The organism is Actinoplanes sp. NPDC051475, from assembly GCF_040689425.1.
Taxonomy (GTDB): domain Bacteria; phylum Actinomycetota; class Actinomycetes; order Mycobacteriales; family Micromonosporaceae; genus Actinoplanes.
This window is the reverse complement of record NZ_JBFAZZ010000023.1, coordinates 56,969-81,864: the sequence shown is the minus strand read 5'-3', so window position 1 is coordinate 81,864 and position 24,896 is coordinate 56,969. Positions and strand designations below refer to the sequence as shown.

Genomic DNA, 24,896 nt, shown 5'->3' with positions numbered 1-24,896 from the left:
CCGATGAGCCGGCAGAGGACATTGACGCTGATCGCCGCCACGGTGGTGGTGCTCGGCGCGGGCGGCGCGGCCCTCGCCGCACGCTCCGGTGACGACAGATCGGCCGCCGCCCCCCGCGCAGCGACCAGTTCGGCGCCGCCGCAACGCGTCGTCCTGCCGGGAAGGCCGGGCGATCCGGCGGTGGTGACAGATACCGACCAGGTCCGGGCGCCGGACGGCGACACGTACAACTCGATCGACACCGCGTTCGTCCAGATGATGATCGTCCACCACGGACAGGCCATCGAGATGGCCGAGCTGGCCGCCGGCCGGGCCGGTGACCCGCGGCTGAAGGCGCTGGCGGACCGCATCCGCGCCGCCCAGGCACCCGAGGTGACCTGGCTGCGGGCCTGGCTGCGCGACCGCAAGCTGCCGGCGAGCGACCCGGCCCACGACCACCGCACCATGCCCGGCATGCAGTCCGAGGCGGACATGGCGGCGCTCACCGGGCTCACCGGCGCGGCTTTCGACCACCGGTTCGTGACGATGATGAGCGCCCACCACCGGGGCGCGATCCAGATGGCCGGCGACGTCCTGGGCGGCGGAAGCGACCAGCGGCTGCGCGAGCTGGCCAACGAGATGGCGGTCGAGCAGGGCAGCGAGATCCGCCGCATGGAACAGCTCCGGCTCCCGTGAGGACCGGGTTGCATCGATCACGATCTTCCGTCCGGGAGGTGCGCCGGGCTGATGTTCCTGGATAGGTTGTCCGGTGTGGATGTGAGGGGTGTGCTTCGGCGGACGCGTCTGTCGCTCGTCACCTCGCTCTTCCTGGCCCTGCTCGGCGGGGCAGCCGTCACCGCCACGGCCGTGGATCCGGTTCCGGTTTCGGTGACCGCCGCCGTCGCGGCCTCCGAGATCACACCGGCACCGGCCGCCGAGGCGTCATCGTTCCTGCCCGCGACCGCCCCGGCCACCGGTCCGGTCGTCAACCTCCCCCTCGCGGCCGCCGCGGGCGCTCCGGCCCGGGTCGTCCGCCTGACCGGCCAGGTCAGCGGCTTTGCCACCGGGTCGCGAGCACCTCCTACCACCGCCTGATCGCACGGCAGTCCCCCGGCCCGCACGCGCGGATCGGGGCCGATCGATTACCGGTGCTCGTAGGTGGAAAAGGGATGGACATGGATTACGCTCTTGAGCTCCTCGTCGGCAACAGCGGCCGGGTGGCGGTCATCTGGCTGGCGCTGATCGTGCTGGCCGTCGTCGCCCTCGGCGGACTCGCGCTCCCGCACGGTGTCCGCCGGCCACGGCAGATCACCGCGTGGCTGGCCCACTCGGCCGCCCAGAAGCGCGCCGAGCTGCAGCGACGGGCCGCCGAGGCGCAGGAGACGATCCGGTACGCCGAGGAGATCGCCGTGGCGGCCCGGGGCGCCGCCGCCACCGCGGAACGCCGCCGAGAGGAATGCCAGCAGGCGCAGGCCGTGGTGGAGCGGGCCTGGCAGGCGTGGCAGGACGCGGACGCCGCACTGGAGCGGTCCCGCCGTGCCGCCGCGTACGCGACGCCCGGGCCGGCGGAGGACGACGGCGCCGAGCGGGTGCAGGCGTTGCGCCGGGCCGCTCAGGCCGCCCACCGGCGGGGCGACCTCTCCGACACCCAGCTCCTGGACGCGCTGACGCACCGCAACGGGTGGGACCCGACGCTGCACCCCGTCGAGCAGGAGCTGGTGCTCGCGCGGGCGGCGGCCGACCATCGCTTCACCGCGTACCAGCAGGCACTGAACGTCGAGGACGCCGCCTGGAAGGCCGCCGACGTGGCGACGGCCGCGGTGCGGACACTGCGCAACGAGGTCATGGCCGCGCAGTCGGTGGCCGACGCCGCGCGGGTGGCCCTGCCGGAGGCCGCGCGTGCCCTGCTCGATCGGGCGGAGCGGGACAAGGTGGTGCTGAGCGCCGCGCCGGTGGTCGCCGTCGAGGAGACCGGACACGACCTTGCCGGGCTTGGGCTCGGGCAGGTCGCGATCGAGACGGAGACCACGCAGGCCCTGGTCACGCAGGCCATGGTCACGCAGGCGGCCGAGGCGACCCAGGAGGTGCGGCCCGCGCGGCGGGAACTGCCGGCCTGGGCGCAGCCGACCGCCGGGCGTCCGCAGATCGCCGGGGTGCGCTGACCACCATGCGGATCGCCCTGGTCACCTCGCGCGGCTTCCCCGACCCCCTCTGGCGGGACACCGACAGCCCGCTGGTGGCCGGGGAGCTGCGCGCCCGCGGGGCGACGCCGGAGATCGTCACCTGGGACGGCGGCGAGCGGGTCGAGTGGGCCGGCTACGACGCGGTGGTGCTCCAGTCGCCGTGGAGCATGTGGACCGATCTGTCCGCCTTCGACCAGTGGCTGTGGGCGCGCGAGCTCGACGGCACCCGCCTGCTCAACCCGCTCGACGCGATCGCGCTCGGGTCGAACAAGCGGTATCTCTCACGGCTCGGTGACGCGGGCGTACCGATCGTGCCCACCACGCTGGTGGAGAAGCCCGATCCCGCCGTCCTGCGTGAGCTCTTCCGGACGGTGGACGCGGCACGCCCCACGGTGGTCGCCAAGCCGATCGCGGCCGGCGGCACCCTCGGCGCGCGCGAGTTCACCGCCGACGAGTTGCCCGCCCTCGTCGCCTACCTGCGGGAACTCGGCACCGCGATCGTCCAGCCGTACGTGACGGCCATCGACACGCACCGGGAGCTGGGCGTCGTCACCGTCGACGGCACCATCTCGCACGCGGTCACCAAGGCGGCGATCCTGCGGCCGGGCGACCGGTCGCGGGCGTTCCACCCGGACCCGCAGCCCTATCCCGGGTTCACCGCCCAGCAGGAGCGGGTGATCCGGCAGACCTATGCCGAGCTGCGCAACCTGCTGGTCAACGAGCCGCTGTCGGTGCGCCTCGACTTCATCATCGACCCCGCGTCGCCGTCCGGCCTGCTGCTGCTCGAGGCCGAGCTGGTGGCGCCGGTGAAGTTCTTCCCGATCTTCCCGGACCGGTGCGCCCACTACGCCGAGGCGATCATCGCTCGCGCCGCGGCCTGAACCGTCACCCAGGATCCGGATTCCACCGAGGCGGTCATGGCGTCGAGGGCCTCCGCGCTGCTTACGGCGTCGACCAGGGTCGCGCCGGAGGGACCACCCTGCGCGATCGACCGCAGGACCGGCTTCTCGATCCAGATGTGCTTGCCGGCGCGCCGCAGCGTAGGAGCGGCGGAGGCGGCCGGCCAAGGCCGCCCGCCCCTCAAAAGCCCTCATTCCCAGGTGGTGGGTGGCGGCGGCGGGACGACCGGCGGGCGGTCGTCGCACGAGATCACATTCGGAATGTACGGCGCCAGCCATCCCCCGTCATTTCCGCCTCGATCCGTCAGGGCGAATTCCGAGCCGGCCGGGGTGAAGTGGAATGAACCGCAGTTGTTGACCCCGACGGCGCCGACGTGGCGCGCGTCCACGTTCTCGAAGGACGCCGATCCCTCGGTGCGGGCGCTGACCACTGAGGTGCCCGTACCGTCGACTCGGATGTCTTGGAAAGCCACCCCGCGGATCGTGTAGAGGTCCTTCACGCTCCAGTCGCTGACCAGCATGATCGCGTTGTACGTGCTGTCGAGGTAGTGGTCGCCGGTCACCCGGATGTCCGCGTCGATCGTCTTGTCCAGCGCGTAGAACCAGATGGCGCCGAGGCCGATGTTCCAGTTCAGCTCGTACGTGCCGGCCCGTACCACGGTGTTGTCCTTGATCGTGAGCCGGCCGGCGAACGGCTCGGCGCCGAACCGGGATCCGACGTGGATGCCGCTGCCCTCGCGGATCGGGTCGCTGACGAGGTTGCCGGAGACGGTGTTGTCCGTGCCGCCGTAGATCGCGATGCCGTTCGCCAGCGTCGGCGTCTGCACGGTGTTGTGGTCGAAGGTGTTGCCGGCGTCGGCGGTCTTCTCCGACCACATGGCCAGGCCGTCGTCCCCGGTGTTGCGCACGAAGGTGTGGCGTACCAGCGACTTCGTGACGCCGGTGTGAAAGTTCAGCGCGTCGGCGATCTGGTCGACGATGACGTTGCCCTCGATCCGCAGGTTGCGCATCGGGCCGTCGAACCACATGCCGACCTTGGTGTGCCGGATGTGCAGCCGCTCCACCGACGAGTCGCCGAACGCGCCGCCGATGCCGTTGACCTGGTCGGTGTCGATGCGCTCCCGGACGTCGCCCTCGATGGCGAAGTCGCGCAGGTGCACGTGGTGGCTGCCGCCGTCGGCGGCGTCCTTGCCGTAGAAGCCGACGCCGGTGTGCACCGAGCCGTCGGGGGCCGGCTCGCCGAGGGTGACCTGCCGCCCTTTGATGATCGTGTACCAGTTGCCGGCACCCTCGATGGTCACGTCGTCCACGACGATGTGCCGGTCCACCCGGTAGGTTCCCGGCGGGATGTAGACCTTGAGCTTGGCCTTGCGGGCGAACGCGATCGCCCGGTCCAGGGCGGTGGCGGAGTCCCGGCGCCCGGTCGGATCGGCGCCGAAGACCAGCGCGTCGGCGGCGGCCAGGGTCACCTTCGGCGGCGCCACCAGCTCCGAGTCGAGCAGGTCGATGACCGTCCAGGCCGCGCCGGCGGATGCGGTCAGCCGTACCGTTTCGCCGGCCCGGTAGGTCCGGCCCAGCAACAGCCGCTGCTCGTCGTAGAAGTGCATGGGCCGGAACGGCTTCGCGATCACGGGAGCGGGCGTCGTGGCGGCGGGTACGCAGCCGCACTCGGTGATCCACCAGTCCGGATGCAGCAGGTCCGCGCCCGGGTCGTTGGTGAACGGGTACTGGTTGTAGAGGTACGCGTACTCCGAGGTGAGGGTCATCGTCTTGCGCGCCGTGCCGCCGACGGTGACGCCCAGCGGCGCGGTGATCCCGCCTCCGCCCGGGGCGTCCGGGATGGCGTAGCGGACGGTGATCGCATTTGCGGCCCGGGGCAGGGTGAATTCGACGTACTGGCCCGGGGTGAGCCGGACCGCCTTCCGCCCGGATGCCTCGGCGGCCAGGGTGTAGGCGTTGCGGTCCGGGCCGATGGCGGAACCGGTGAACCGCGCGTTCTCCGCCTCCTGTTCGAGGAAGCCGACGGTCGCGCCGCGCCCGGCCACGAGGGCGGGATCAAGAGCGGCCCGGGTCACGGGTACGGCGGGAGCGGCGCCGGCCGGTCCACCCAGGACGACGGCCGGCCCGAGCCCGATGAGGGCCGCCGCCACCACGCTTCTCGTTCGCGAAGACATGGAGCGACCTTAGGTGTCCGTTACGAACACCACAAGAGATGGTCACCAATTTTCGGATACTCGTTCAGTTCTTTCAGGGCAGCACGACGAGCTTGCCCGCCGCGCGGTTCGCCTCCATGTCGGCGTGCGCCTGGGCGATCTGGTCCAGCCGGTACGTGCGGTCCAACGGCACCACCGCCTCGCCCGCCGCGACGGCGTCGAGGAACTCCTGCAGTACGGCCTGCGGCAGATCGTTGGCGTCGCCGCCGTACGCGGCCAGCCGCACCCCGCGCGGCAGATAGCCGATCGGATAGAAGTCCTTCACGATCCACTCGTTGGAGAGCATGCCGGAGAAGCAGACGACGCCATGCTTCCGGACGGCTCGCAGGGTGTCCGGCAGCGTCGGGACACCGACCAGCTCCAACGCGTTGTCCACCCCGTCCGGGAAGATCTCCCGCACCCGCTCCGCCACCGCGCCGTCGTCGATGAGCACGTGGTCCACGCCGATGCCCTTGAGCGCCGCGGCCTTGGCCTCGTTACGGGTGGTCGCCAGAACGGTGATGCCGAGCCGCTTCGCCAGCACGGCCGCGGTCATCCCGACCGACGAGGTGCCGCCGCGGATCAGCAGCGTCTGTCCCGGCCGGACATCGAGAGCCTCGGTCAGCGACCCGTACGCGGTCTGCAACGTCTCGGGCACCGCACCGAGCACGGCCCAGTCGAGGTCGCTGCGGAACGGGATCACCTGGCCGGCGGGGACGCAGGTGTACTGCGCGTACCCGCCGTCGAAGGTGCGGCCCATCCCGCCCATCATCGCCATGACCTGCTGGCCGGGCGCGAACTCGCCGGCGGGGGCGGCGGCCACCACGCCGGTCGCCTCGATGCCCGGCACCCGCGGGAAGGTGACGCCCTCGGCGAGCCCGAGCCGGGTGTGCAGCTCCGAGCGGTTGAGCCCGAACGCCTTGACCCGGATCAGCACCTGACCCGGAGCGGGCACGGGAATCGGCAGTTCCCGCAGCTGCAGGGCCTCGGGTGGCCCGGGCGCCTCCAGCACGATGGCTTCCATAGAATTAGTTTCCATGGAATCAATGTAGCGCGCTCTAACTGAGGATGTAGCGGCCGCGACCCAGCCGCTTGGCCTCGTACATGGCTGCGTCCGCCACCCGCAGCAGCCCCTCCTCGCCGACCGCGGTCCGGGCCGCGATGCCGATGCTCACGCCGACCGTGAGGTGGTGGCCCTCGTAGGGCACCGGCCACGAGACGTCGGTGAGCAGGCGCTCGGCCAGCCAGGCCGCCTCCTCGGCGGAGACGCCGGGGCAAAGCAGTACGAACTCATCCCCGCCGAGCCGCGCCACCAGGTCCTGCTCGCGGACCACGGCGGAGAGCCGGTCGGCGACCGTACGCAGGACCGCGTCGCCCGCCTCGTGGCCGTACCGGTCGTTGATCTGCTTGAAGCCGTCCAGGTCCAGATAGAGGACCGCGACCGGCGCGTCCGGCGCCGGCACCGCCCGGGCCAGCCGGTCTCCCAGCACCGAGCGATTGGCCAGGCCGGTCAGCGGGTCACAACGCGCCTGGTACGCGAGCTGCGCCTGGGCCCGTTCCTGCTCGCGGACCGCGGCGGTGAACCGCACGATGACCAGCAGCGCGCAGGCGGCCGAAGCCACCACGGCGGTGATCTTGTCGTCGGCCACCAGCGTGAGCAGCGGCGCGGTCATCAGCGCCACGGCGAGGAAGAAGATGCGGGCCGGGTGCAGGGTGCCGGTCTCGGCGCCCTCCCGGCTGAGCTCGCCCCGGGCAGGGTGCAGGGCGGCAGCCACGACAAGCGCGTTACCGAAGATCATCGCGGCGCCGAGGCGGCCGTAGAGATCACTGTCGACGAAGTACGGAAGGACGTTCCACCCGAGATCCATGGCGAGGAACCAGACGGCCCCAGCGAGCACGAGCCGGGTGGGCGCTGTCCGGATCCCGGGCGACAGGGCGACGACCAGCGCGCCGCTGAGCAGCACGACATCGGCGAACGGGTAGAGCAGCGGAACCGCGGACTCGGCCAGAGTGAGGCCCTCGGCCAGCGGCTTCATGATGAACTGCCAGCTCACCGCGCCGGCGGCCACCGTCAGGGTGAGGGCATCGACCACCGCACCCCGCAACCGCCCGGGAGCCCGGCGCCGGGCGATCAGCGCGAGAGCGACGGCGAGCAGCGGGTATCCGCCCAGCCAGAACGCGTCGGCCAGGCCCACGTCGGGAGTGCCGCCGAGGAAGTGCACCTCGATCAGCTCGAACGCGTCCCCGGCGAACCACAGCGTCATCCCGGCGGCGATGAGCAGCCACGGCAGGCGTCCACCGCCCCGCGGCAACCGGAGCGCGGACCACCAGGCGAGCGAACACAGCCCGGTGTACGCGACGACGTGAACGACCTCGCCGGACGTCGAGTAGTAGAACACCGCCTCGACCAGGGTGACAGCGAACATCACCAGGAGGAAGAGTCGTACGCTGGTCCGGGACACGTCGCCCCATCGGACCGCAGACCCGCTACTTGAGCCGTTGTGAGCTGCGTCAATGCGCCGGACGGGGCTCCAGATGCCCGGCGAACCAATCCCCGGCCTGCTCCGCCACCCGGTCCACGTCTCCGGGGACGATCCGCAGCTCGGCTGTCACCGTCATGGTGGCGCAGGCCTCCCGGTCGAGCTCGATCCCGTCGACGTCCCGCTCACCCACCAGGAACAGGGTCGGGGCGGCCACCTCGACCAGGGCCGGGCCGACCAGGTCCGGGCGGCCGCCGTGGCACACCACCGCCCGTACCGGATCGGGCCGGGCCGCCGCCGCGAGCAGGACGACCGCCGCGCCGGCGCCCGCGCCGAAGAGGCCGACCTCCAGATCCGAGGTCGGGCCGTGCTCACCCAGCCAGTCCACGACGGCGACGAGCCGGTCGGCGAGCGCACCAACACCGGCCGGTTCCTCCTCGGCGGTCATGAGGCCCGCCGGTTTCTCTTCGGCGATCATCAGGTCGACGAGGATCGTGCCCAGGCCCCGCAGGTTGAGGGCCTCGGCCATCGCGCGGTTGGCCGGATCGTGCCGGGAGCTTTCGCTGCCGTGGGCGAAGGCCACCACACCGGTCGCGCCGTCGGGAAGCACCAAGTCGGCGGGGAGCCGGCCACCCGCCACGGCAATTCTGGCCACTCTCCGCGGATGCCCAGCCCGGAAGCGGCCAAACGGCCGGGCGCCTCCCGGACACCCGGCCGCGGTTCCGCCGAGCGCCCTCCCGGACACCCGGCCGTGCGGTTCAGGTCACGGCTGGCCGCGAGGGCCGCCTGGGTCAGACGTAGGTCCGGCCCGCATTGCGCTTCAGCGCGTCCTCCCAGCCGCCGAGCTCCGACGGGTCGCGGTCGGTCACGCCGACGTAATCCGCCGACGGCCGGATGATCTTGCCCAGGCGCTTCTGCTCGAGGATGTGGCTCGCCCAGCCCGCCGTACGGGCGCAGGTGAACATCGACGTGAACATCGGCGCCGGCACCTCGGCGAAATCGAGGATGATGGCCGCCCAGAACTCGACGTTGGTCTCGAGCACCCGGTCGGGCTTGCGCTCGCGCAGCTCCGTGAGGGCAGCGTCCTCGAGCGCCTTCGCCACCTCGTAGCGCGGCGCACCCAGCTCCTTGGCGGTGGCACGCAGCAGCCGGGCACGCGGGTCCTCGGCGCGGTAGATGGCGTGGCCGAAGCCCATGAGCCGCTGGCCGCTGTCGAGCACCTGCTTCACGTAGCCGCGGGCGTCGCCGGAGCGCTCGACCGCCTCGACCATGTGCAGGGCCCGGGAGGGCGCACCGCCGTGCAGCGGGCCGGACATCGCCCCGACCGCCGCCGACATGGCCGCCGGCACGTCGGCGCCGGTGCTCGCCACGACCCGGGCGGTGAAGGTCGAGGCGTTCATGCCGTGCTCGGCCGCGGAGATCCAGTAGCGGTCGATCGCGCTGACGTGCCGCGGATCGGGATCGCCGCGCCACCGGATCATGAACCGCTCGACGATGCTGGAGGCCTCGTCGACCCGGCGCTCGGGCACACCCGGCAGCTCGGTGCCGCGCGCGCCCTGGGCCACCAGCGAGAGCAGCGTGGCGGAGGTACGGGCCAGGTCGATACGGGCCTGCGCGTCGTCGATGTCGATCAGCGGGCGGGCGTTCCAGGCCGGGGCCGCCGTCGCGATCGCCGCCTGGGCGTCGGCCCGGATGTCGCCGGAACGCAGGGCGAGGGGATAGGGCTCCTCGGGTCGCAGCGGGGAACCGAAGTCCCCGTCGACGAGCAGCCCCCAAACGTCGGCGAAGGACACCTTGCCGACGAGCTTCTCGATGTCGATGCCGCGGTAGCGCAGGGATCCGCCGTCGCGGTCGGGTTCCGCGATCTCGGTGTCGAAGGCGACGACGCCGGCGAGGCCAGGGGGAACGGTCAGCATGGTGACTCCCGGTGAACACATCGGTGAAGCTCGAATCTTACGGCTGGTCAGGCCGGTCGATCGTGGGGAAAATGTCACACCGGGTGAGCCAGCCAGGCGCGCCCGGCACCGAGAAGCAGCAGATCCGGCCCGGCACCGGCCACCGCGACCGGCGGCACCGGCGTCGCGACCTCGTCCCAGGAACGGCCGTCCGGCGATGACCAGACCCGATCAGCTGCCGCCACCACGTGTCCGTTCCAGGCCGTCATCGAGCGGAGGCCGGCCGGGGTCGCCGTACCGAAAGAACCGAGATCGGTCCACGAGCCGGACCGCCACCGCCAGGCGCCGAACGTCCCGCCGCGCTGCCCGGCCGCGATGACGTCGCCCTGGAAGACGGTGACGCGCTGCGCTTCGACGCCGTCGAGGCGGGCTTCGGTCCATCGGTTGCCGTCGGCGGACTCCCACCCCGCCGCCGGACCGCCGACCATCAGGTAGCGATCGGCCAGGACCACACCGTCGCGGGCCAGCGAGCCCTTCTCCCCCACCTCGTGCCGGTTGAAGCGGGTGCCGTCGGCGGAGATCCAGGCCGCCGGGCCACTCGTGCGGTTGCCCACGATCAGGAAACCGGCCGGCCCGCCGGTGATCCGGCCGGCGTCCACGGCCTCGTCCCCGCCGTACAGATCAAAGGGCGCGGCGACCTCGGCCAGCGCGCCGTCCGGACGCTGGACCCAGCTGCTCGTCCGCGGATTGCCGTGCGCGCCGCCGCTCTGCGCGCCCAGCGCGGCGATCCGGCCCCCGGCACAGGCGACCGAGTAGAGGACGTTGCGCGGACCGTAGTAGCTGCCGGGCTGGGGCGAGATCCGCACGCTGCGCCACGCCCGGCCGTCGGAGCTCTCCCACGCGGCCGGGCGGGGATCCGCGCCGGGCGGCTGGAGCGCCCCGACGACGTACCAGCGATCGCCGCAGTGCACGGCGTCGCGGAGGACGACGGGCTGCGTGGCAGGCAGGGTGATCTCTTCCCATCGCGGACCCGCTGTTGAGCAGCCCGAGAGGGCGAGCAGGGCTGCCAGGACGCCCGCCGCCCGCAGGGACATTGTCAGGCCTTCCGCAGCCAGAAGGTGAGGCCAAGGCCCGGGTCGGTGATCGGCGCACCCCAGGACGGTTCGCCGGCCGCGTACTCGATGGCGAGCACTTCGTCGGCCACCAGATCGCGGTGCTCCTCCAGCGCGGCGGCGGTGTCGTCGTCGGTGGCCGCGTACCGCAGCGCGATCCGGTCGGACACCTCCAAGCCGCTCGCCTTGCGGGCCTCCTGGATCAACCGGACCGCGTCCCGGGCGAGGCCGGCCCGGCGCAGCTGGGGCGTCAGCTGGAGGTCGAGCGCCACCGTGGCACCGGCCTCGGCCGCGACCGCCCAGCCCTGCCGCGGCGTCTCGGTGATCACCACCTCGTCGGAGGTCAGCTCGACCGGTGCGCCGTCGACGGTGACCGTCGCCGTACCCATGGCCAGGTCCCGCTTCAGCGTGGCCGCGTCCGCCGCGGCGATGGCCCGGGCCACATCCTGCACCGCCTTCCCGAACCGCTTGCCCAGCGGACGGAAGTTCGCCTTGGCGGTGGTGTCCACGAGAGACTCCCCGGCCGCACCCACCCCGAGCACCACGCCGACGTTGAGCTCCGCCGCGATCTCCGCGAGCAGCTCGGGGCCGAGCTCGGCGAAACCCTGGGCCGAGGCGAGCGCCCGGGCCAGCGGCTGCCGCGTCTTCATGCCCGAGTCCGCGCGGGCCGCACGGCCCAGCTCCACCAACCGCCGGGCCAGCACCATCTCCGCGGCCAGCTTCCCGTCGACCAAGGTCTCGTCGGGGATTGGGTACGCGGCCAGATGCACCGACGGCGCGGCGGTCGGCGTCACCGGGACGACCAGGTCCTGCCACACCCGCTCGGTGATGAACGGCGTGATCGGCGCGAGCAGCAGCGTCACCGTCACCAGCGCCTCGTGCAGGGTGGCGAGCGCGGCAGGATCACCACGCCAGAACCGGCGGCGGCTGCGGCGCACGTACCAGTTGGAGAGGTCGTCGACGAACGCGGCGAGCAGCTTGCCGGCCTCGTGCGTGTCGAACGCGGCCATCGCCCGGTCCACCGCGCCCACCAGGGTGTGCAGCTCGGACAGCACCCAGCGGTCGAGCACCGGACGGTGGGCCGGCGCCGGGTCCGAAGCCGAAGGGGACCAGCCTGCGGTACGCCCGTACAGAGCCTGGAAGGCGGCCGTGTTCCAGTAGGTCAGCAGCGTCTTGCGAACGACCTCCTGCAGGGTGGTCTGCCCGACCCGCCGCGACGACCACGGCGAGCCCACCGCGGCCATGAACCAGCGCACCGCGTCCGCACCGTGCCGTTCCATCAGCGGGATCGGCTCCACGATGTTGCCCAGGTGCTTCGACATCTTGCGGCCGTCCTCGGCCACGATGTGCCCGAGACAGACCACGTTCTCGTACGCGGACCGGTCGAAGACCAGCGTGCCCACCGCCATGAGCGTGTAGAACCAACCCCGCGTCTGGTCGATGGCCTCGGCGATGAACTGCGCCGGATAACTGAGCTCTTCCGTCCGGTACGGGTACCCGACCTGCGCGAACGGCATCGCACCGGAGTCGTACCAGGCGTCGATGACATCCGGCACGCGCGTGGCGGTGGCGCCGCACTCACAGGCGAACGTGACCTCGTCGATGAACGGCCGGTGCGGATCCAGGTGCGCCAGGTCGCGCCCGGCCTTCGCGCCAAGCTCGGCCAGCGAGCCCACGCAGGTCAGATGGCCGTCGGGGCAGCGCCAGATGGGCAGCGGCGTACCCCAGTAACGAGATCGGGAAAGCGCCCAGTCCACGTTGTTGGTCAGCCAGTCGCCGAACCGTCCGTACTTGATCGTCTCGGGCTGCCAGTTGGTGCGCTCGTTCTCCTGCAGCAGCCGGTCGCGGATCGCCGTCGTGCGGACGTACCAGGAGGGCTGCGCGTAGTAGATGAGCGGCGTGTGGCAGCGCCAGCAGTGGGGGTAGCTGTGCTCGTACCGTTGTTCCCTGAAGAGCAGCCCCCGCGCCTGCAGATCGGTGACCAGCGGCGCGTCGGCGGCCTTGAAGAACATCCCCCCGACCAGCGGAACCTCAGGCAGGAAGGTGCCGTCCGGGCGCACCGGATTGACCATCGGCAGACCGTAGGCCCGGCAGGTCGCAAGGTCGTCGGCACCGAACGCGGGCGCCTGATGCACGAGCCCCGTCCCGCTCTCGGTCGTGACGTACTCCGCAAGGACGACGATCTGCGCGCCCGGCACGTCGACAAGATCGAAAGGAGGCCGGTACGCCCACCGCTCCAGCTCCTTGCCGGAGAAACTCTCCCCGGTCACAGCCCAGCCATCGAGCACCCGCCCCACCAGCGCCTCGGCAACCACCAGCCGCTCAGCGCCGTCGGTCGCCACCACATACGTGACCTCGGGATGCACTGCGACCGCGGTGTTGGAGACCAGCGTCCACGGAGTGGTCGTCCACACCAGCAGCGACGCCGTCCCCGCCAGCGGCCCGCCGGTGAGCGGGAAACGCACGAAGACCGAGGGGTCGACATCGGTCTCGTACCCCTGCGCGAGTTCATGATCGGACAACGCGGTCTGGTCCCGCGGGCACCAGGGCGCCACCCGGAAGTCCTCGACCAGCAGACCCTTGTCGAAGATCCGCTGCAACGACCACCAGACCGACTCGATGTACGCGGGATCCATGGTCCGATAGGCGTCGTCCATGTCGACCCAGTAGCCCATCCGCTCAGTCAGCGCGGCGAACGCGTCGGTGTGCCGGGTGACGGACTCCCGGCACTTGGCGTTGAACTCGGCGATCCCGTACGCCTCGATGTCCTGCTTGCCGGTGAAGCCGAGCTCCTTCTCCACGGCCAGCTCGACGGGCAGGCCATGGCAGTCCCACCCGGCCCGGCGCGCGACATGGAAGCCCTTCATCGTCTTGTACCGGGGGAAGAGATCCTTGAAGACCCGGCTCTCGATGTGGTGGGTGCCCGGCATACCGTTCGCGGTCGGCGGCCCCTCATAAAAGATCCACTCGGGGCGCCCGGCGGTCTGCTCCAGGCTGCGAGCGAAGACACTGTTGGCGTGCCAGAAGTGCAGCACCTCGTGGTCGAGGGCGGCCAGGTCTACCTGTGCGGGTACGGGCCGGTACATCGTCACGCTCCTCCGTCGGGGTCACAACCGATTCGTCGGGGTTCGCACCCGGCTCGTCGGGCTCACACCCGGCTCGTCGGAGTCGCACCCGGCTCCTCGGGCTCACACCCGGCTCGTCGGAGTCGCACCCGGCTCCTCGGGCTCACACCCGGCTCGTCGGAGTCGCACCCGGCTTGTCGGGCTTGCCGGCGGAGGGACGAGGCCGTGGCCCCGCGGTACCACCCTCCTTGACCACGGCGGCGCGTGATCCACTCCATTCGGGGTCGTCCGGCTCGGAGGGTGATCTTCGCGCCGGGCACGCCTCCGGGCTTCCACCGTCCCCGGTCGCTCTCAGGCTGCGTACGGCGTTACTCGTCCTCGTCAACGCCTCGCGGAAACCGAATGCTAGCGCAGGCGGGGGCGGTGCCCGAGCGGTTTATGATGCCCGGCCGCGGTGGTGCGCTGTCCCGTGCCGAGCGCGGTGGCGCGCGGGACGCGGTGGTGCGCGGTGTGGTGCGCGGTGTGTGGTGCGCCGGCGGGGCGCTCCGAAGGGCGACGAGTCCCCTTACGCGTTGGGTCGCCTTTATTCGAGGCGCGACGGTCCCCTTACCCGTCGGTCGCCCTATTCGAAGCGCGACGGGTCGCCGGCACCGACCCGAAGGATCTCCGGAGTCCCCTCGGAAAGGTCGATAACGGTGGTCGGCACGGTGCCGCACTCCCCGGAGTCGATGACCGCGTCGACGACGTGATCCAGCCGCTCCTTGATCTCCCATCCCTGGGTGAGTGGCTCCTCCTCGTCGGGAAGCAGCAGGGTGCTCGACAACAGCGGCTCCCCGAGCTCCGCCAAGATCGCCTGCGTCACGGTGTTCTCGGGAATCCGAACCCCGACGGTCTTCTTCTTCGGATGCAACAACCGGCGCGGCACCTCGCGGGTCGCAGGCAGGATGAAGGTGTAACTGCCCGGTGTCGCCGCTTTGACCGTACGGAAGACAGCATTGTTGATCTGCACGAACTGACCGAGCTGGGCGAAGTCCCGGCACACCAGTGTGAAGTGGTGACCGCTGCCCAGATGCCGGATGTCCCGGATCCGATCGATGCCGGAGGCGTTGCCGATACGGCAGCCGAGCGCATAGCAGGAGTCGGTCGGGTACGCGATCAGCCCATCGTCGCGCAGAATCCCGCCGATCTGCGCAATGGCCCGAGGCTGCGGGTTGTCCGGGTGCACGTCGAAGTACTTGGCCATCCGGAAAGCCTAGAGCGCCACCCCGAAGTCGTCGATCAACGACAGGAGTACGGCGGACCCCTCGGCTGTGCTCCTCGGGGGCTCCTCGATGGGGACCTTCGGTCGGCTCGTCGGCGGGGCTCGTCGGCAGGGCTCTCCTGGGGACCCTCCTCGGCCGGCTCCTCAGGGGCTCCTCGGCGGGGCTCCTCGGCGCGACCATCGACCCTTCCGGCGGGACCCCCTACACCCACCTCGAGGTGCGGGAAATGGCCGGCTCTCAGCGCTACTCTGCGCCCATGGCTTCCGAGCACCACGGGCACACGCATCGCCTCGACTGGGTCGACCCGACGATCCGCGAATGGGACTGCACCGTCGTATGGTCCGATCCCGCCGACCCGGACGCCGGCGTAGTCCTCGACCGGTCAGCGTTCTATCCGGGCGGTGGCGGCCAGCCCCCGGACCACGGCGTCCTCCTCTGGGCCGGCGTCCAGACCCGCATCGTCGACACCCGCAAGGGCGACGACCTGTACCTGATCCCGGCCCCCGGCGACCCGATCCCGCCAGCAGGCACCAGCGTTCGTGGTGCGATCGATGACGAACGCCGCAGCACGCTCATGCGTACGCACTCCGGGCTGCACATCCTCTGTGGCACGGTGTTCCGCGACTTCGGCGCTCTCGTCACCGGCGGCAACATGCAGCCGGGCGAGGCCCGCATGGACTTCAACCTGCCCGAGGTGCCCCAGGGCTTCAAACAAGCCCTCGAGGACGCCGTGAACGCCGAGATCGCCGCCGACCGCAAGATCGTCGCACGCGTCCTGCCGCGCGAGGAGGCCCTTCGAATCCCGGACTTGGTCCGCACCCAGGACGCGCTTCCTCCGTTGGAGAATCCGGAGATCCGGGTCGTGGACATCGTCGGCCTCGACGTCCAGGCCGACGGCGGTACGCACGTCGCATCGACGGCCCAGGTCGGGCGCGTGCAGGTGGTCAAGGTCGAGAGCAAGGGCCGCCAGAACCGGCGCGTACGCATCCGGCTGGTCTGAGCACCACCGCCTCGCGGTCGACGTTCTTGCGCGTTCTGCCCGCTGGTGTGCTGCCATCGCTACCAACTCGTCAGGAGCAGGTGGTTGATGATTAGCGCTGTCGCCGCCTGGATGGCGAGCCAAGAACGTCGGCCTTGCGCGGGCAGCAAGGCTGCGCCGGCGGTGAACCACACTGCGAATGGAAGCCAGATCCGCTCCGTTTCCGCCTTGCTGAGTCCTGAAATGTCGGCGAGCAGGATGGCCGAGGCGGCCGCCAAAGGCAGAAGCCATGTCGCAACTGGTGGATGGCGCGTTCGTGCGGATCGCGCCTTAGAGAGAGTTGCCGATGCTGGCTGTGGACCTGGCCGCTGACTTAGCGGAATAGTCGCCGTCTGCTTTGGTCCCCCCCGTCGCACCTGCGCCTGCTGCATCTGCGCCCCACCCAACTGCGACCGCTGCAACCACGCCTGTCGGATTTTCACCCGCCGGGCGGCCGCCGTTCGCGGCGCCCGACCAGGCACCGCCAGCCGCAACCCCCGTTGCACCACCACATGACGCACCGCCCGCCACCGCGTGACTATCTCTGGTACCCCGCGGCGGAGAACGGCCGCCAGGGCAGGGCCGCCGCTCCCTACAAGAGCAGCCAAATTCGCCCAGACCCAATAGCCGTACGGCCGCACACTGGCCAGCCCCTGGTAGTACCGCTCAACGACCAGGTGGTACCCATCAAGCCACCAAAATCCCGAAGCAGTGAACGCTGCTACGACAACCGCCCCGCTGAGCGCAGCAACGCCCATGGACCACCAAGCGCGTCGCTGAACCAGCACGACGAGAACGATCGGGGCCAACAGCACCAACCCGTAGGAGAGGTAGACCGCGAACGCAAGAAGTCCACCTCCGACCACAGCCCATCTCCGCTGCCCCTTCGCGAGCAGCATGATCCCGACGGCCGCAACTCCCGCGAACAGCCCGTCCGCGGAGGCGCCGATCCAAATAGCACCGGGAAAGAGAACGGCGAACGGAACTGCCACCCGCCCAGCATCGGCGTCACCCATCAGGCGCAACGTCTCCGGGACGGCGATCGCCGCCAAGGCCCCGACCAACACGCACACCAGAGCGGCCCATCCCCCGCCACCCAGTCCTATCCGGTCCAGCCAGACGAATATCAGTAACGCCCCCGGTGGATGGCCGGCTACGTGGGTCGTCCAAGAGTCCGGCTGGAAATCGAGAATGCGCCCCGCGAAAGTCCGAATTGCCAATGCCACATCAGTAACCCCGGGCACCTCATGGAGATACTCGGGCGTCGTGGTAAGCCGCGTAGCCAGGCCGGTCTTCCAGCCGTCCACCAACGCGAGGCCCAACGTCCAGGTGACTGCCGCGAGGTAACCAGCAGGCAGAAGCGAACGCCACGACATCCGCGCGGCGAACAGGGGGCCCTTCCAAATCACCAGTGCAGCGACAGCAACCGCTAGCGGCGTTCCTGGCCCGACATGTGGAAGCCAATGCGCGTAGAAGGGCGCGGCGCTGGCCTGCACGGGCCGACCGGCGAGATAGAGCAGGCCGCCGACTACAGCAGCCATGACAACTAGCAACAGAGCGGAGGCTCCGGCAACGGCGTCTTTGCGGCACAACCGCCAGCCGCCCTCAAGCACCAGCGATCCGCTTAGCCCGTACCAGCGACCACCTGCGGACCCGGTCTCCGGCACACGGCTTTGCAGCCGCTCAGCCTGGAGCCGAGTCTGAGGCTGCGACTCCAACGCGAGCTGTGACATGAGAGCCGGCCCCGGCGGCCGCTCATGCTGGGGCAGCGTTTCAAGCAGCGGCTTCAGCGCGAGATCCGGCGCGAGATCCGGCTCCGGCTTGATGTTCATCGACGTAGTGCGGCGCGCACGAAATCGGCCATGCCTGCTGCTAAGTCGACCTGAGCATGAAACCCCAGCTCTTGAGCCGCCCTTCGCGGCGATGCAACAACATGCCGAACATCCCCGAGCCGGAACTCGCCCGTCACGACCGGTGGCGGCCCATCCATCGCATCCGACAGCGCCGTTGCCATGTCGCCGACCGTTGCGGGCCGGCCGGAAGCGATGTTGTAGGCGACCATGCCCTCGACGTCCGCCTTCACGGCCGCGACATTCGCCCGCGCCACATCTGCGACATGCACGAAGTCCCGTCGTTGACGACCATCTTCGAAGACACGCGGCGCGTGCCCTCCCTCCAATGCCGACCGAAAGATCGCTGCCACGCCGCTGTACGGCGTATCTCGCGGCATTCCCGGCCCATACACGTTGTGGTAGCGAAGCGCGACCACAGATCCGCCTGCCTGCCGCGCCCAAGCCGCCGCAAGGTGCTCCTGAGCGAGCTTGGTCGCGGCATAAACGCTGCGCGGCTCAAGCGGCGCATCCTCCCCGACCAGCGACGACACGAGACCCGCACCACAAAGCTCACATGTGGGCTCGAAGTTGCCGGCAACGAGGTCAGACCGACGGCGCGGAGCTGGTCGCTGGGCCCCATGCTCAGGACATTTGTAGGCACCTTCCCCGTAGACGACCATGGAGCTGGCCAGCACGAGGCGACCAACACCGGCTCGAGCCATCTCCGCCAACAGGACTGCGGTGCCCAGGTCGTTATTGCCGACGTACTCCGGAAGGTCGTCGAGGTCCAAACCCATTCCGACCATCGCTGCTTGATGCACGACCACGTCCACTCCGCTTAGTGCACGAGCGACGGCTTCCCGGTCACGCACATCCGACACCATGACCGGCGAATTCGCGACAACCCGCGGAATCGGGCTTCTATGTGCAGCCGGATGCCCGCTGTCCATGACAGACACGGAATATCCCGCAGCCACGAGGGCAGTTGTCACATGGGTTCCGATGAAACCGGCGCCGCCGGTTACGAGCACGTGGGTCACGACGTCGACCGTATGTCGGCCGATGGTTGATCGGGAAGCATTTCGTCGGACCGTCAGAGGTTCGTAAGAAGTGCAGATTCGTCAGTAGTTTGTAAGGGTTATCCAGCCCATCCCTCGATAACTTGCCGTGTATGACCGATGTCGTGTTGCCCTGCCTGAACGAGGCCCCCGCCCTCCCGTGGTTGCTTGCGCGGCTGCCGGTCGGCTTCCGCGCGATCGTGGTCGACAACGGCTCCACCGACGGGTCGGCCGACATCGCTCGTGCACACGGCGCTCGGGTCGTGTCTGTGCCACAGCCCGGTTACGGCGCCGCGGTGCACGCTGGGCTGATTGCTGCCGATCCGGCCGACGACGTGGTGTGCGTGATGGACGCCGACGGCTCCTTCGACCCCTGCGAGCTGACGCGATTTGCGGATCTTGTCCGCGAGGACGTCGCTGACCTCGTAGTGGGCCGGCGTCGACCGACGACTTGGAACTCATGGCCGGCGCATGCGCGCGCCGGGAACGCGATACTCGCCCGCAGCGTGCGCCGGACGACCGGCCTGTCCGTCCACGACATCGGCCCCATCCGTGCCGCCCGGCGCGCCGACCTGCTGGGCCTCGGCCTGCGCGACCGCCGATTCGGATATCCCTTGGAGCTGCTTGTGGCAGCCGGACGGGCGGGATGGCGAGTCACTGAGCTCGACGTGGCTTACCTTCCGCGGACCGTGGGGACGAAGTCGAAGGTCACCGGCAGCTTTCGAGGCACGGCACGGGCCATCCGCGACATGCGGGCGGTGTTGACCCAATGACCCAGTTTCTGGTTCTCGCCAAGACTCCCGTGCCGGGACGCGTCAAGACTCGGCTCTGCCCTCCTTGGACTTTCGAGCAGGCCGCTGACGTAGCCGCTGCCGCCGTTTCTGACACGATCGCCACGGTGTCGAGTGCGCCCGCGACTCGTCGGACGCTGGTGGTTGATGGCGACCTCCCTGCCCCAGCCGGTTGGAAGAGGCTGCCTCAGCGCGGCAGTTCACTGGAGGATCGCCTGGCCAACGCATTCGCCGACACAGCGGGTCCACCCACCGTGCTGGTCGGCATGGACACACCGCAGCTGACCACGGAGCTATTGGCCCGAGCGGCCGATCTGACTGCCGCAGACGCCACGCTGGGCCTCGCCGAGGACGGGGGCTGGTGGGCGCTGGGGCTCCGCAAAGCGGGCGACGCCTCGGTGCTGCGTTCTATTGCGACCTCCACCCCTCAGACGGGTAAGCAGACCCTTGTCGCCCTACGAGACCGTGGGCTTCGGGTGGCCCTCCTTCCGGTGCTACGCGACGTCGACACGGCTCCCGATGCTCGCGCCGTCGCCCAGATGTGCTCGGTCCGCGGCCGGTTCAGAAGCACCGTCGAGGGGATGACGGCATGAGTGCCGAGGTCTTGAGCCACTATGACGACGCGCTACGAGCGGCAGAGGAGCACCGCGGGGCTGAGCTGATTCTCCGAAACGCTTTCGGTGCGGAACGGATGATCGACGCGGCGGACTGGTACACCGACCACCTGCCGGGCGACGCGGGTCTGCTCGCCCGCTGTTCCGGCCCGACGCTTGACGTCGGGTGTGGCCCCGGCCGCTTGACCGTCGCTCTCAATCGCCTCGGCGGTCCGGCCCTGGGGGTGGACATCAGCAGTACGGCGGTGCGCATAGCTCGCCGGCGCGGTGCGGTCGTACTCCGCCGCGATGTCTTCCATCCCTTGCCTGGCCACGGGAGGTGGCAGGACGTTCTGCTCGCCGACGGGAACGTGGGTATCGGAGGTGATCCCTGCGCGCTTTTGCAGCGATGCCATGACCTGGTGGATACGACCGGTCGAGTGCACGTCGAGCTTTCGCCTCCGGGCGTACGGAGCTGGGCGGGGCGGGCAACCGTACGCGGCCCCAACGATCGCCCGGCCGCGTCCTTCCGCTGGGCAGAAGTGGCCGCGGATGACCTTGTGACCTTCGCCGGGCCGGCGGCGCTACGTCCAGTGGACACGTGGCGGGAGGCAGGACGATGGTTCGTGTCCTTGGCAAAGAACTGAGGCTTCCTGACCTGGCGCGCCCCCAGGCCTTCGACTCGCAACTCCGCTCGACGCGTCTGACGAGTCAACTCGGTGGTGCTCTCGGCGTCGCGTTCATGACCTGCTTTCTCACCGGACTGGTCAGCCACCTCATTCAGCATCCACCCGCGTGGTTTTCCTGGCCCTCGCGCCCCGTCGGGCTCTACCGATTCACGCAGGGACTCCATGTGGCGACGGGACTCGCTTGCACGCCACTGCTCGGCGCGAAGCTGTGGTCGGTCTACCCACGGCTCTTCGAGCGGCCTCCCTTGCGGTCCGTTGGGCACGCCATCGAACGCGCGAGCATCGCGGCGTTGGTGGCCGGCGCTCTGTTCCAGGTCGTGGGCGGCGTCATCAACATTTCTCGCTGGTACGGCGCACTGCCCTACTTCTTCACCGTCGGTCACTACTGGGTGGCGTGGCTGACGATCGGTGCACTGCTCACCCACATCGGCGTGAAGCTAGGGATTGCCCGCGGTTCCCTCGTCCGCTCGGACGTCATTGATCACAAAGCGGGCCTCAGCCGTCGTGGGCTGCTCACCACGGTCGCAGCCGCGGCCGGCGTGATCACGGTGGCCACGGTCGGACAAACCTTCAGCCCCTTGGCTCGCGTTTCCCTGCTTGCTCCCCGGCGAGCGACCACCGGTCCGCAGGGTCTTCCGGTTAACAAGACGGCCGCCGGTGCCGCTGTCGGCGCACAGGCTCTCGATCCGTCATATCGGTTGGTGGTGGCCGGCCCCAGACGCGAGATCAGTCTTTCCCTCGCCGGCCTTGCGGCTCTGGGGCAACACACCGTGATCTTGCCCATCGCCTGCGTCGAAGGTTGGAGTGCCTCCGGCACTTGGAGCGGCGTACGTCTCCGAGATCTGGCCGCACTCGTCGGAGCCGATCCGGATGGCGCATCTGCAGAGGTCGAGTCGCTCGAGCGCGCGGGCCGCTACCGGGCGTCCACCGTGCCGCCGTCGCATCTCAGGGATGGCCTGACACTGATAGCTCTCAAGCTCAACGGCGCTGCGCTGCACCTCGACCACGGCTATCCCGCTCGACTCATTGCCCCGAATCGACCTGGCGTGCTCCAGACCAAGTGGATCGGGCGAATCACCATCCGCAATACGGGCGAGGCGTCATGAACAGAGGCATGGGTACAGCACGGGGCCTATTGATCGCGGCGGGCGCGCTTGCCATGGTGTACGCGCTCTTCGGAGCACTCACCGATTCTGATCTCAAGATCGGTGGCGTTCTCCTGTTTCTCGGCATTGCGCTGGTCCTGCACGACGGGGTCTTGATGCCGCTGGTCATCGGGGTTGGTGCGCTGCTGACCCGTGCGCCCCCCTTGATCCGGGCGGCAATGGTCGTGAGCCTCGTCGTCACGCTGGTCGCTCTGCCGTTCGTTCTCGGCTACGGGCGAAGTCCGGACAATCCATCGGTACTGCCGTTGCCGTACGGGAAAGGACTCGCGATCATTTTGGTCGCGATTTGGACGACCACTCTCGTACTCCTGGCCATCCGGCGACTCGGCGCCCGCCGCCGAGAGCTGTGGCGGCGACGCGATCGTCAGAAGATCGTAAGAATGCGGACGACCCCTCAGAGCCCTTCCGATGGGTAGCGTCATTGCCGTGACCCATGACGTACTCGTCGTCGACGACGATCCGACCGTCAGCGATGTCGTCCGCCGCTACCTGGAACAGGACGGCTGCCGGGTCCGGCTCGTCCACGACGGGGAGGCTGCCCTCAAAGCCGCGTCGGCCGACATGCCGGACCTCGTCGTCCTCGACCTGATGATGCCCGGTATCGACGGGATCGAGGTGTGCCGCCGCTTACGCCGGACCGCACCTAATCTGCCCGTGGTCATGCTGACGGCGCTGGGTGAGGAGCCCGATCGCGTGCTCGGCCTGGAGGTCGGTGCTGATGACTACGTCACCAAGCCGTTCTCACCGCGCGAGCTGACTCTCCGGATCCGCTCGATCCTTCGTCGCGCCGGCCATCCGGACAAACACCAGCCCCTGCTCGCCGATGGTGACCTGGTCATCGACACCTCCCGGCGGTCGGTGACCATGGCCGGCGCGCCTGTCAAGCTGACGAAGGGCGAGTTCGACCTGCTCGTCTTCCTGCTGAACCATGCCGGCCGGACCTGGACCCACCAGCAACTCCTCGAAAGGGTCTGGGGCTGGTCGGTGGGTGAGACAGGCACAGTCACCACCGCCATGGCTCGTCTGCGCTCCAAGATCCAGCCAGAGGCCGATTCGCCGAAGCGGATCATCACTTCGTACGGCGCGGGTTACCGATTCGAGCGAGTGGGCAACGACCATGCGTGATCTAGTGCTGATCGGTGTGTACGCGCTGGCCGCTGGCGCCGCGGTAGGGCTCATCGGCGAGGTGTCACTGCGGATCCTGCGCAACCGATCGATCATCATGCACATCTGCGTCATGCTGACGATCACGGTCGCCTCCGTAGTCGCCGGTGTCGCGGCGGTCGCGCGCGCCATGTTCTTGTCGGCACACGACCTGCAGGTCGTGCTGATCACCGTGTTCGCCTCCGCAACCGTGAGCCTCGCGGTCGGCACCACGTTCGGCCGGCGCCTCGCCGCTGCCTCCGTATGGTCCGTGCAGGCCCGCGAGCGGGAGCGACAGGTGGAGGCGAGCCGCCGGGAACTCGTCGCATGGGTCTCCCACGACCTTCGCACGCCTCTCGCGGGGCTGCGGGCAATGGCCGAGGCCCTCGAAGACAACGTCGTCAGTGATCCGGCGACTGTCGCCGACTATCACCGCCGCATCCGCATCGAGACGGAACGCATGAGTCACCTCGTGGACGACCTCTTCGAGCTGTCCCGTATCAACGCCGGCACTCTGCATCTCGCCTTTGCCAGCGTGCCTCTCGGCGACGTGGTGTCGGACGCCATCGCGACCACTGCCCCACTCGCGGCGCGCCGGGGCGTCCGCATGATCGCCCGTGATGGGGACTGGCCGGTCATCACGGCCGGCGAGCCGGAGCTCACCCGGGTGATCGCCAATCTCCTCGTCAACAGCGTGCGATACACGCCGCCGCACGGATTTGTACAGGTCGATGCTGGGACCGAACAGGGAGAGGTATGGCTGGCGGTCTCCGATAACTGCGGCGGCATACCAGAAGCAGACCTTCCCCGGGTTTTCGACGTGGCATTCCGAGGCGAGAGCGCCCGGACTCCGCAGCCGCAGGAGGACACATTCGGCGGCGGGCTCGGCCTGGCCATCGTCCGCGGCCTGGTGGAGGCGCATGGCGGGAGGGTGCATGTAGACAACACCGCGGTCGGGTGCCGGTTCGAGGTGCGCCTGCCCGTGTCGCCCCCACAGACGTCCGGGCAAGATCCATCGAGGCCGGCCGCCGTAGGCCCGGGCGATCCGAGGCGGTTCGCGTCACACCGCGCCAAGGGACGCGATGCAGCAACCCCTCACGGGAATGCGGAAGCCCCACGCAGGTCGGCCGCGACCACCTGAGCTTTGGCCGCCTTCCCACTCAGCCTGGCGGACACCACTAACGTTGCCTCCCGGGAGTCCATCGCCTGCTGAGCCCGGTAGCGGCCAAGGGCACGACGCGCTGGTTCGGCCCAAGCCAGGAGGGCGGATCTCCGCCCTATCGGCAGCCCTGGTGCCAGATCCCGCCGTGGCCGGGCACCGCCGCCGGGCACCGCCGCCGGGCACCGCGACCGGGCACCGCGACCGGGCACCGCGGCCGGACACCGCGGCCCGGCTTCGTCGTCGTGGTAGTCGCCGTCTCCGCCTCGCCTGTCTATCGCCCCCGCCCACAGTTGACTGCACAGGCTCAGCACGACGAACTCTCGCACGCGTGACCGCATAGGCTCAGAATGACGAACTCGTACACGCGGAAGCCAACC

The 24,896-nt window shown here is 69.8% G+C and carries 21 protein-coding genes and 1 pseudogene; 12 read left to right on the top strand and 10 right to left on the bottom strand.

The annotated features are described in order from the left end of the window. The first annotated feature begins 3 nt into the window (after window positions 1-3). The 4 genes from AB0368_RS34310 (at window position 4) to AB0368_RS34295 (ending at window position 3,043) form a co-directional block, all read left to right on the top strand. The gene (locus AB0368_RS34310; RefSeq protein WP_366158183.1) at window positions 4-675 is read left to right on the top strand and encodes a DUF305 domain-containing protein; all 672 of its coding nucleotides are present in this window, start codon (window positions 4-6) and stop codon (window positions 673-675) included. Between the two features lie 90 nt (window positions 676-765). After that, window positions 766-1,074 carry a hypothetical protein gene (locus AB0368_RS34305; protein WP_366158182.1) on the top strand — a complete coding sequence of 103 codons (309 nt, stop codon included), beginning with the start codon at window positions 766-768 and terminating at the stop codon, window positions 1,072-1,074. Window positions 1,075-1,154: 80 nt separating this feature from the next. Beyond that, window positions 1,155-2,141 (top strand): hypothetical protein, encoded by a 987-nt coding sequence (locus tag AB0368_RS34300; protein WP_366158181.1) that lies wholly within the window; start codon window positions 1,155-1,157, stop codon window positions 2,139-2,141. A gap of 5 nt (window positions 2,142-2,146) precedes the next feature. Then, entirely contained in the window at window positions 2,147-3,043 is an 897-nt protein-coding gene (locus tag AB0368_RS34295) for a hypothetical protein (protein WP_366158180.1), read from the top strand. 209 nt (window positions 3,044-3,252) lie between these two features. Here AB0368_RS34295 and AB0368_RS34290 read toward each other — a convergent pair whose 3' ends face one another. The 8 genes from AB0368_RS34290 to AB0368_RS34255 all read right to left on the bottom strand — a co-directional run bounded on the left by AB0368_RS34290 (window position 3,253) and on the right by AB0368_RS34255 (window position 15,048). Further along, window positions 3,253-5,235: a glycosyl hydrolase family 28-related protein gene (locus tag AB0368_RS34290; protein WP_366158179.1), complete on the bottom strand. Its 1,983-nt coding sequence runs from the start codon at window positions 5,233-5,235 to the stop codon at window positions 3,253-3,255. Window positions 5,236-5,308: 73 nt separating this feature from the next. After that, the gene (locus AB0368_RS34285) at window positions 5,309-6,292 is read right to left on the bottom strand and encodes a zinc-binding alcohol dehydrogenase family protein (protein ID WP_366158178.1); all 984 of its coding nucleotides are present in this window, start codon (window positions 6,290-6,292) and stop codon (window positions 5,309-5,311) included. A gap of 19 nt (window positions 6,293-6,311) precedes the next feature. Then, entirely contained in the window at window positions 6,312-7,715 is a 1,404-nt protein-coding gene (locus AB0368_RS34280) for a GGDEF domain-containing protein (protein WP_366158177.1), read from the bottom strand. 49 nt (window positions 7,716-7,764) lie between these two features. Further along, window positions 7,765-8,388, bottom strand: a complete 624-nt coding sequence (locus AB0368_RS34275; protein ID WP_366158176.1) for a hydrolase — start codon at window positions 8,386-8,388, stop codon at window positions 7,765-7,767. Window positions 8,389-8,524: 136 nt separating this feature from the next. Continuing rightward, the gene (locus tag AB0368_RS34270) at window positions 8,525-9,649 is read right to left on the bottom strand and encodes a citrate synthase 2 (RefSeq protein ID WP_366158175.1); all 1,125 of its coding nucleotides are present in this window, start codon (window positions 9,647-9,649) and stop codon (window positions 8,525-8,527) included. Window positions 9,650-9,723: 74 nt separating this feature from the next. Then, window positions 9,724-10,722, bottom strand: coding sequence for a hypothetical protein (locus AB0368_RS34265; RefSeq protein ID WP_366158174.1), 999 nt, complete (start codon window positions 10,720-10,722; stop codon window positions 9,724-9,726). Window positions 10,723-10,724: 2 nt separating this feature from the next. Then, window positions 10,725-13,826: an isoleucine--tRNA ligase gene (ileS, locus tag AB0368_RS34260; RefSeq protein WP_366158206.1), complete on the bottom strand. Its 3,102-nt coding sequence runs from the start codon at window positions 13,824-13,826 to the stop codon at window positions 10,725-10,727. 601 nt (window positions 13,827-14,427) lie between these two features. Next, window positions 14,428-15,048, bottom strand: coding sequence for an L-threonylcarbamoyladenylate synthase (locus tag AB0368_RS34255; RefSeq protein WP_366158173.1), 621 nt, complete (start codon window positions 15,046-15,048; stop codon window positions 14,428-14,430). Between the two features lie 275 nt (window positions 15,049-15,323). Here AB0368_RS34255 and AB0368_RS34250 point away from each other — a divergent pair, with 275 nt between their 5' ends. Further along, on the top strand, window positions 15,324-16,067 hold the full coding sequence (locus AB0368_RS34250; RefSeq protein WP_366158172.1) for an alanyl-tRNA editing protein: 744 nt from the start codon (window positions 15,324-15,326) through the stop codon (window positions 16,065-16,067). Between the two features lie 59 nt (window positions 16,068-16,126). Here the strand turns inward: AB0368_RS34250 and AB0368_RS34245 are convergent, their stop codons facing one another. Both AB0368_RS34245 and AB0368_RS34240 read right to left on the bottom strand, forming a co-directional pair. Next, on the bottom strand, window positions 16,127-17,818 hold the full coding sequence (locus tag AB0368_RS34245) for a hypothetical protein (protein WP_366158205.1): 1,692 nt from the start codon (window positions 17,816-17,818) through the stop codon (window positions 16,127-16,129). 30 nt (window positions 17,819-17,848) lie between these two features. Continuing rightward, a pseudogene (locus AB0368_RS34240) lies at window positions 17,849-18,957 on the bottom strand (NAD-dependent epimerase/dehydratase family protein); the annotation flags it as partial. A 122-nt stretch (window positions 18,958-19,079) separates the two neighbouring features. Here AB0368_RS34240 and AB0368_RS34235 point away from each other — a divergent pair. The 7 genes from AB0368_RS34235 to AB0368_RS34205 are packed head-to-tail and all read left to right on the top strand — an operon-like array spanning window position 19,080 to window position 24,498. Beyond that, window positions 19,080-19,748, top strand: a complete 669-nt coding sequence (locus tag AB0368_RS34235) for a glycosyltransferase family 2 protein (RefSeq protein ID WP_366158171.1) — start codon at window positions 19,080-19,082, stop codon at window positions 19,746-19,748. Beyond that, window positions 19,745-20,359 (top strand): DUF2064 domain-containing protein, encoded by a 615-nt coding sequence (locus tag AB0368_RS34230; RefSeq protein WP_366158170.1) that lies wholly within the window; start codon window positions 19,745-19,747, stop codon window positions 20,357-20,359. The genes AB0368_RS34235 and AB0368_RS34230 overlap by 4 nt, the downstream gene beginning before the upstream one ends. Further along, window positions 20,356-21,006, top strand: coding sequence for a methyltransferase domain-containing protein (locus tag AB0368_RS34225; protein ID WP_366158169.1), 651 nt, complete (start codon window positions 20,356-20,358; stop codon window positions 21,004-21,006). Before AB0368_RS34230 ends, AB0368_RS34225 begins: the two co-directional genes overlap by 4 nt. Next, window positions 20,979-22,154: a molybdopterin-dependent oxidoreductase gene (locus AB0368_RS34220; RefSeq protein WP_366158168.1), complete on the top strand. Its 1,176-nt coding sequence runs from the start codon at window positions 20,979-20,981 to the stop codon at window positions 22,152-22,154. Before AB0368_RS34225 ends, AB0368_RS34220 begins: the two co-directional genes overlap by 28 nt. A gap of 8 nt (window positions 22,155-22,162) precedes the next feature. Then, window positions 22,163-22,630, top strand: a complete 468-nt coding sequence (locus tag AB0368_RS34215) for a hypothetical protein (RefSeq protein ID WP_366158167.1) — start codon at window positions 22,163-22,165, stop codon at window positions 22,628-22,630. Window positions 22,631-22,640: 10 nt separating this feature from the next. Beyond that, window positions 22,641-23,339: a response regulator transcription factor gene (locus AB0368_RS34210; protein ID WP_366158166.1), complete on the top strand. Its 699-nt coding sequence runs from the start codon at window positions 22,641-22,643 to the stop codon at window positions 23,337-23,339. Beyond that, window positions 23,332-24,498, top strand: coding sequence for a HAMP domain-containing sensor histidine kinase (locus tag AB0368_RS34205; protein ID WP_366158204.1), 1,167 nt, complete (start codon window positions 23,332-23,334; stop codon window positions 24,496-24,498). The genes AB0368_RS34210 and AB0368_RS34205 overlap by 8 nt, the downstream gene beginning before the upstream one ends. Window positions 24,499-24,896: the final 398 nt, after the last annotated feature.

Bases quoted from the DNA above. Each gene is read 5' to 3' on its own strand.
- AB0368_RS34310 (WP_366158183.1), top strand. From the start codon at position 4: ATGAGCCGGCAGAGGACATTGACGCTGATCGCCGCCACGGTGGTGGTG.
- AB0368_RS34300 (WP_366158181.1), top strand. From the start codon at position 1,155: ATGGATTACGCTCTTGAGCTCCTCGTCGGCAACAGCGGCCGGGTGGCG.
- AB0368_RS34295 (WP_366158180.1), top strand. From the start codon at position 2,147: ATGCGGATCGCCCTGGTCACCTCGCGCGGCTTCCCCGACCCCCTCTGG.
- AB0368_RS34290 (WP_366158179.1), bottom strand. From the start codon at position 5,235: ATGTCTTCGCGAACGAGAAGCGTGGTGGCGGCGGCCCTCATCGGGCTC.
- AB0368_RS34285 (WP_366158178.1), bottom strand. From the start codon at position 6,292: ATGGAAACTAATTCTATGGAAGCCATCGTGCTGGAGGCGCCCGGGCCA.
- AB0368_RS34270 (WP_366158175.1), bottom strand. From the start codon at position 9,649: ATGCTGACCGTTCCCCCTGGCCTCGCCGGCGTCGTCGCCTTCGACACC.
- AB0368_RS34265 (WP_366158174.1), bottom strand. From the start codon at position 10,722: ATGTCCCTGCGGGCGGCGGGCGTCCTGGCAGCCCTGCTCGCCCTCTCG.
- ileS (WP_366158206.1), bottom strand. From the start codon at position 13,826: ATGTACCGGCCCGTACCCGCACAGGTAGACCTGGCCGCCCTCGACCAC.
- AB0368_RS34255 (WP_366158173.1), bottom strand. From the start codon at position 15,048: ATGGCCAAGTACTTCGACGTGCACCCGGACAACCCGCAGCCTCGGGCC.
- AB0368_RS34250 (WP_366158172.1), top strand. From the start codon at position 15,324: ATGGCTTCCGAGCACCACGGGCACACGCATCGCCTCGACTGGGTCGAC.
- AB0368_RS34245 (WP_366158205.1), bottom strand. From the start codon at position 17,818: ATGTCACAGCTCGCGTTGGAGTCGCAGCCTCAGACTCGGCTCCAGGCT.
- AB0368_RS34230 (WP_366158170.1), top strand. From the start codon at position 19,745: ATGACCCAGTTTCTGGTTCTCGCCAAGACTCCCGTGCCGGGACGCGTC.
- AB0368_RS34225 (WP_366158169.1), top strand. From the start codon at position 20,356: ATGAGTGCCGAGGTCTTGAGCCACTATGACGACGCGCTACGAGCGGCA.
- AB0368_RS34220 (WP_366158168.1), top strand. From the start codon at position 20,979: ATGGTTCGTGTCCTTGGCAAAGAACTGAGGCTTCCTGACCTGGCGCGC.
- AB0368_RS34215 (WP_366158167.1), top strand. From the start codon at position 22,163: ATGGGTACAGCACGGGGCCTATTGATCGCGGCGGGCGCGCTTGCCATG.
- AB0368_RS34205 (WP_366158204.1), top strand. From the start codon at position 23,332: ATGCGTGATCTAGTGCTGATCGGTGTGTACGCGCTGGCCGCTGGCGCC.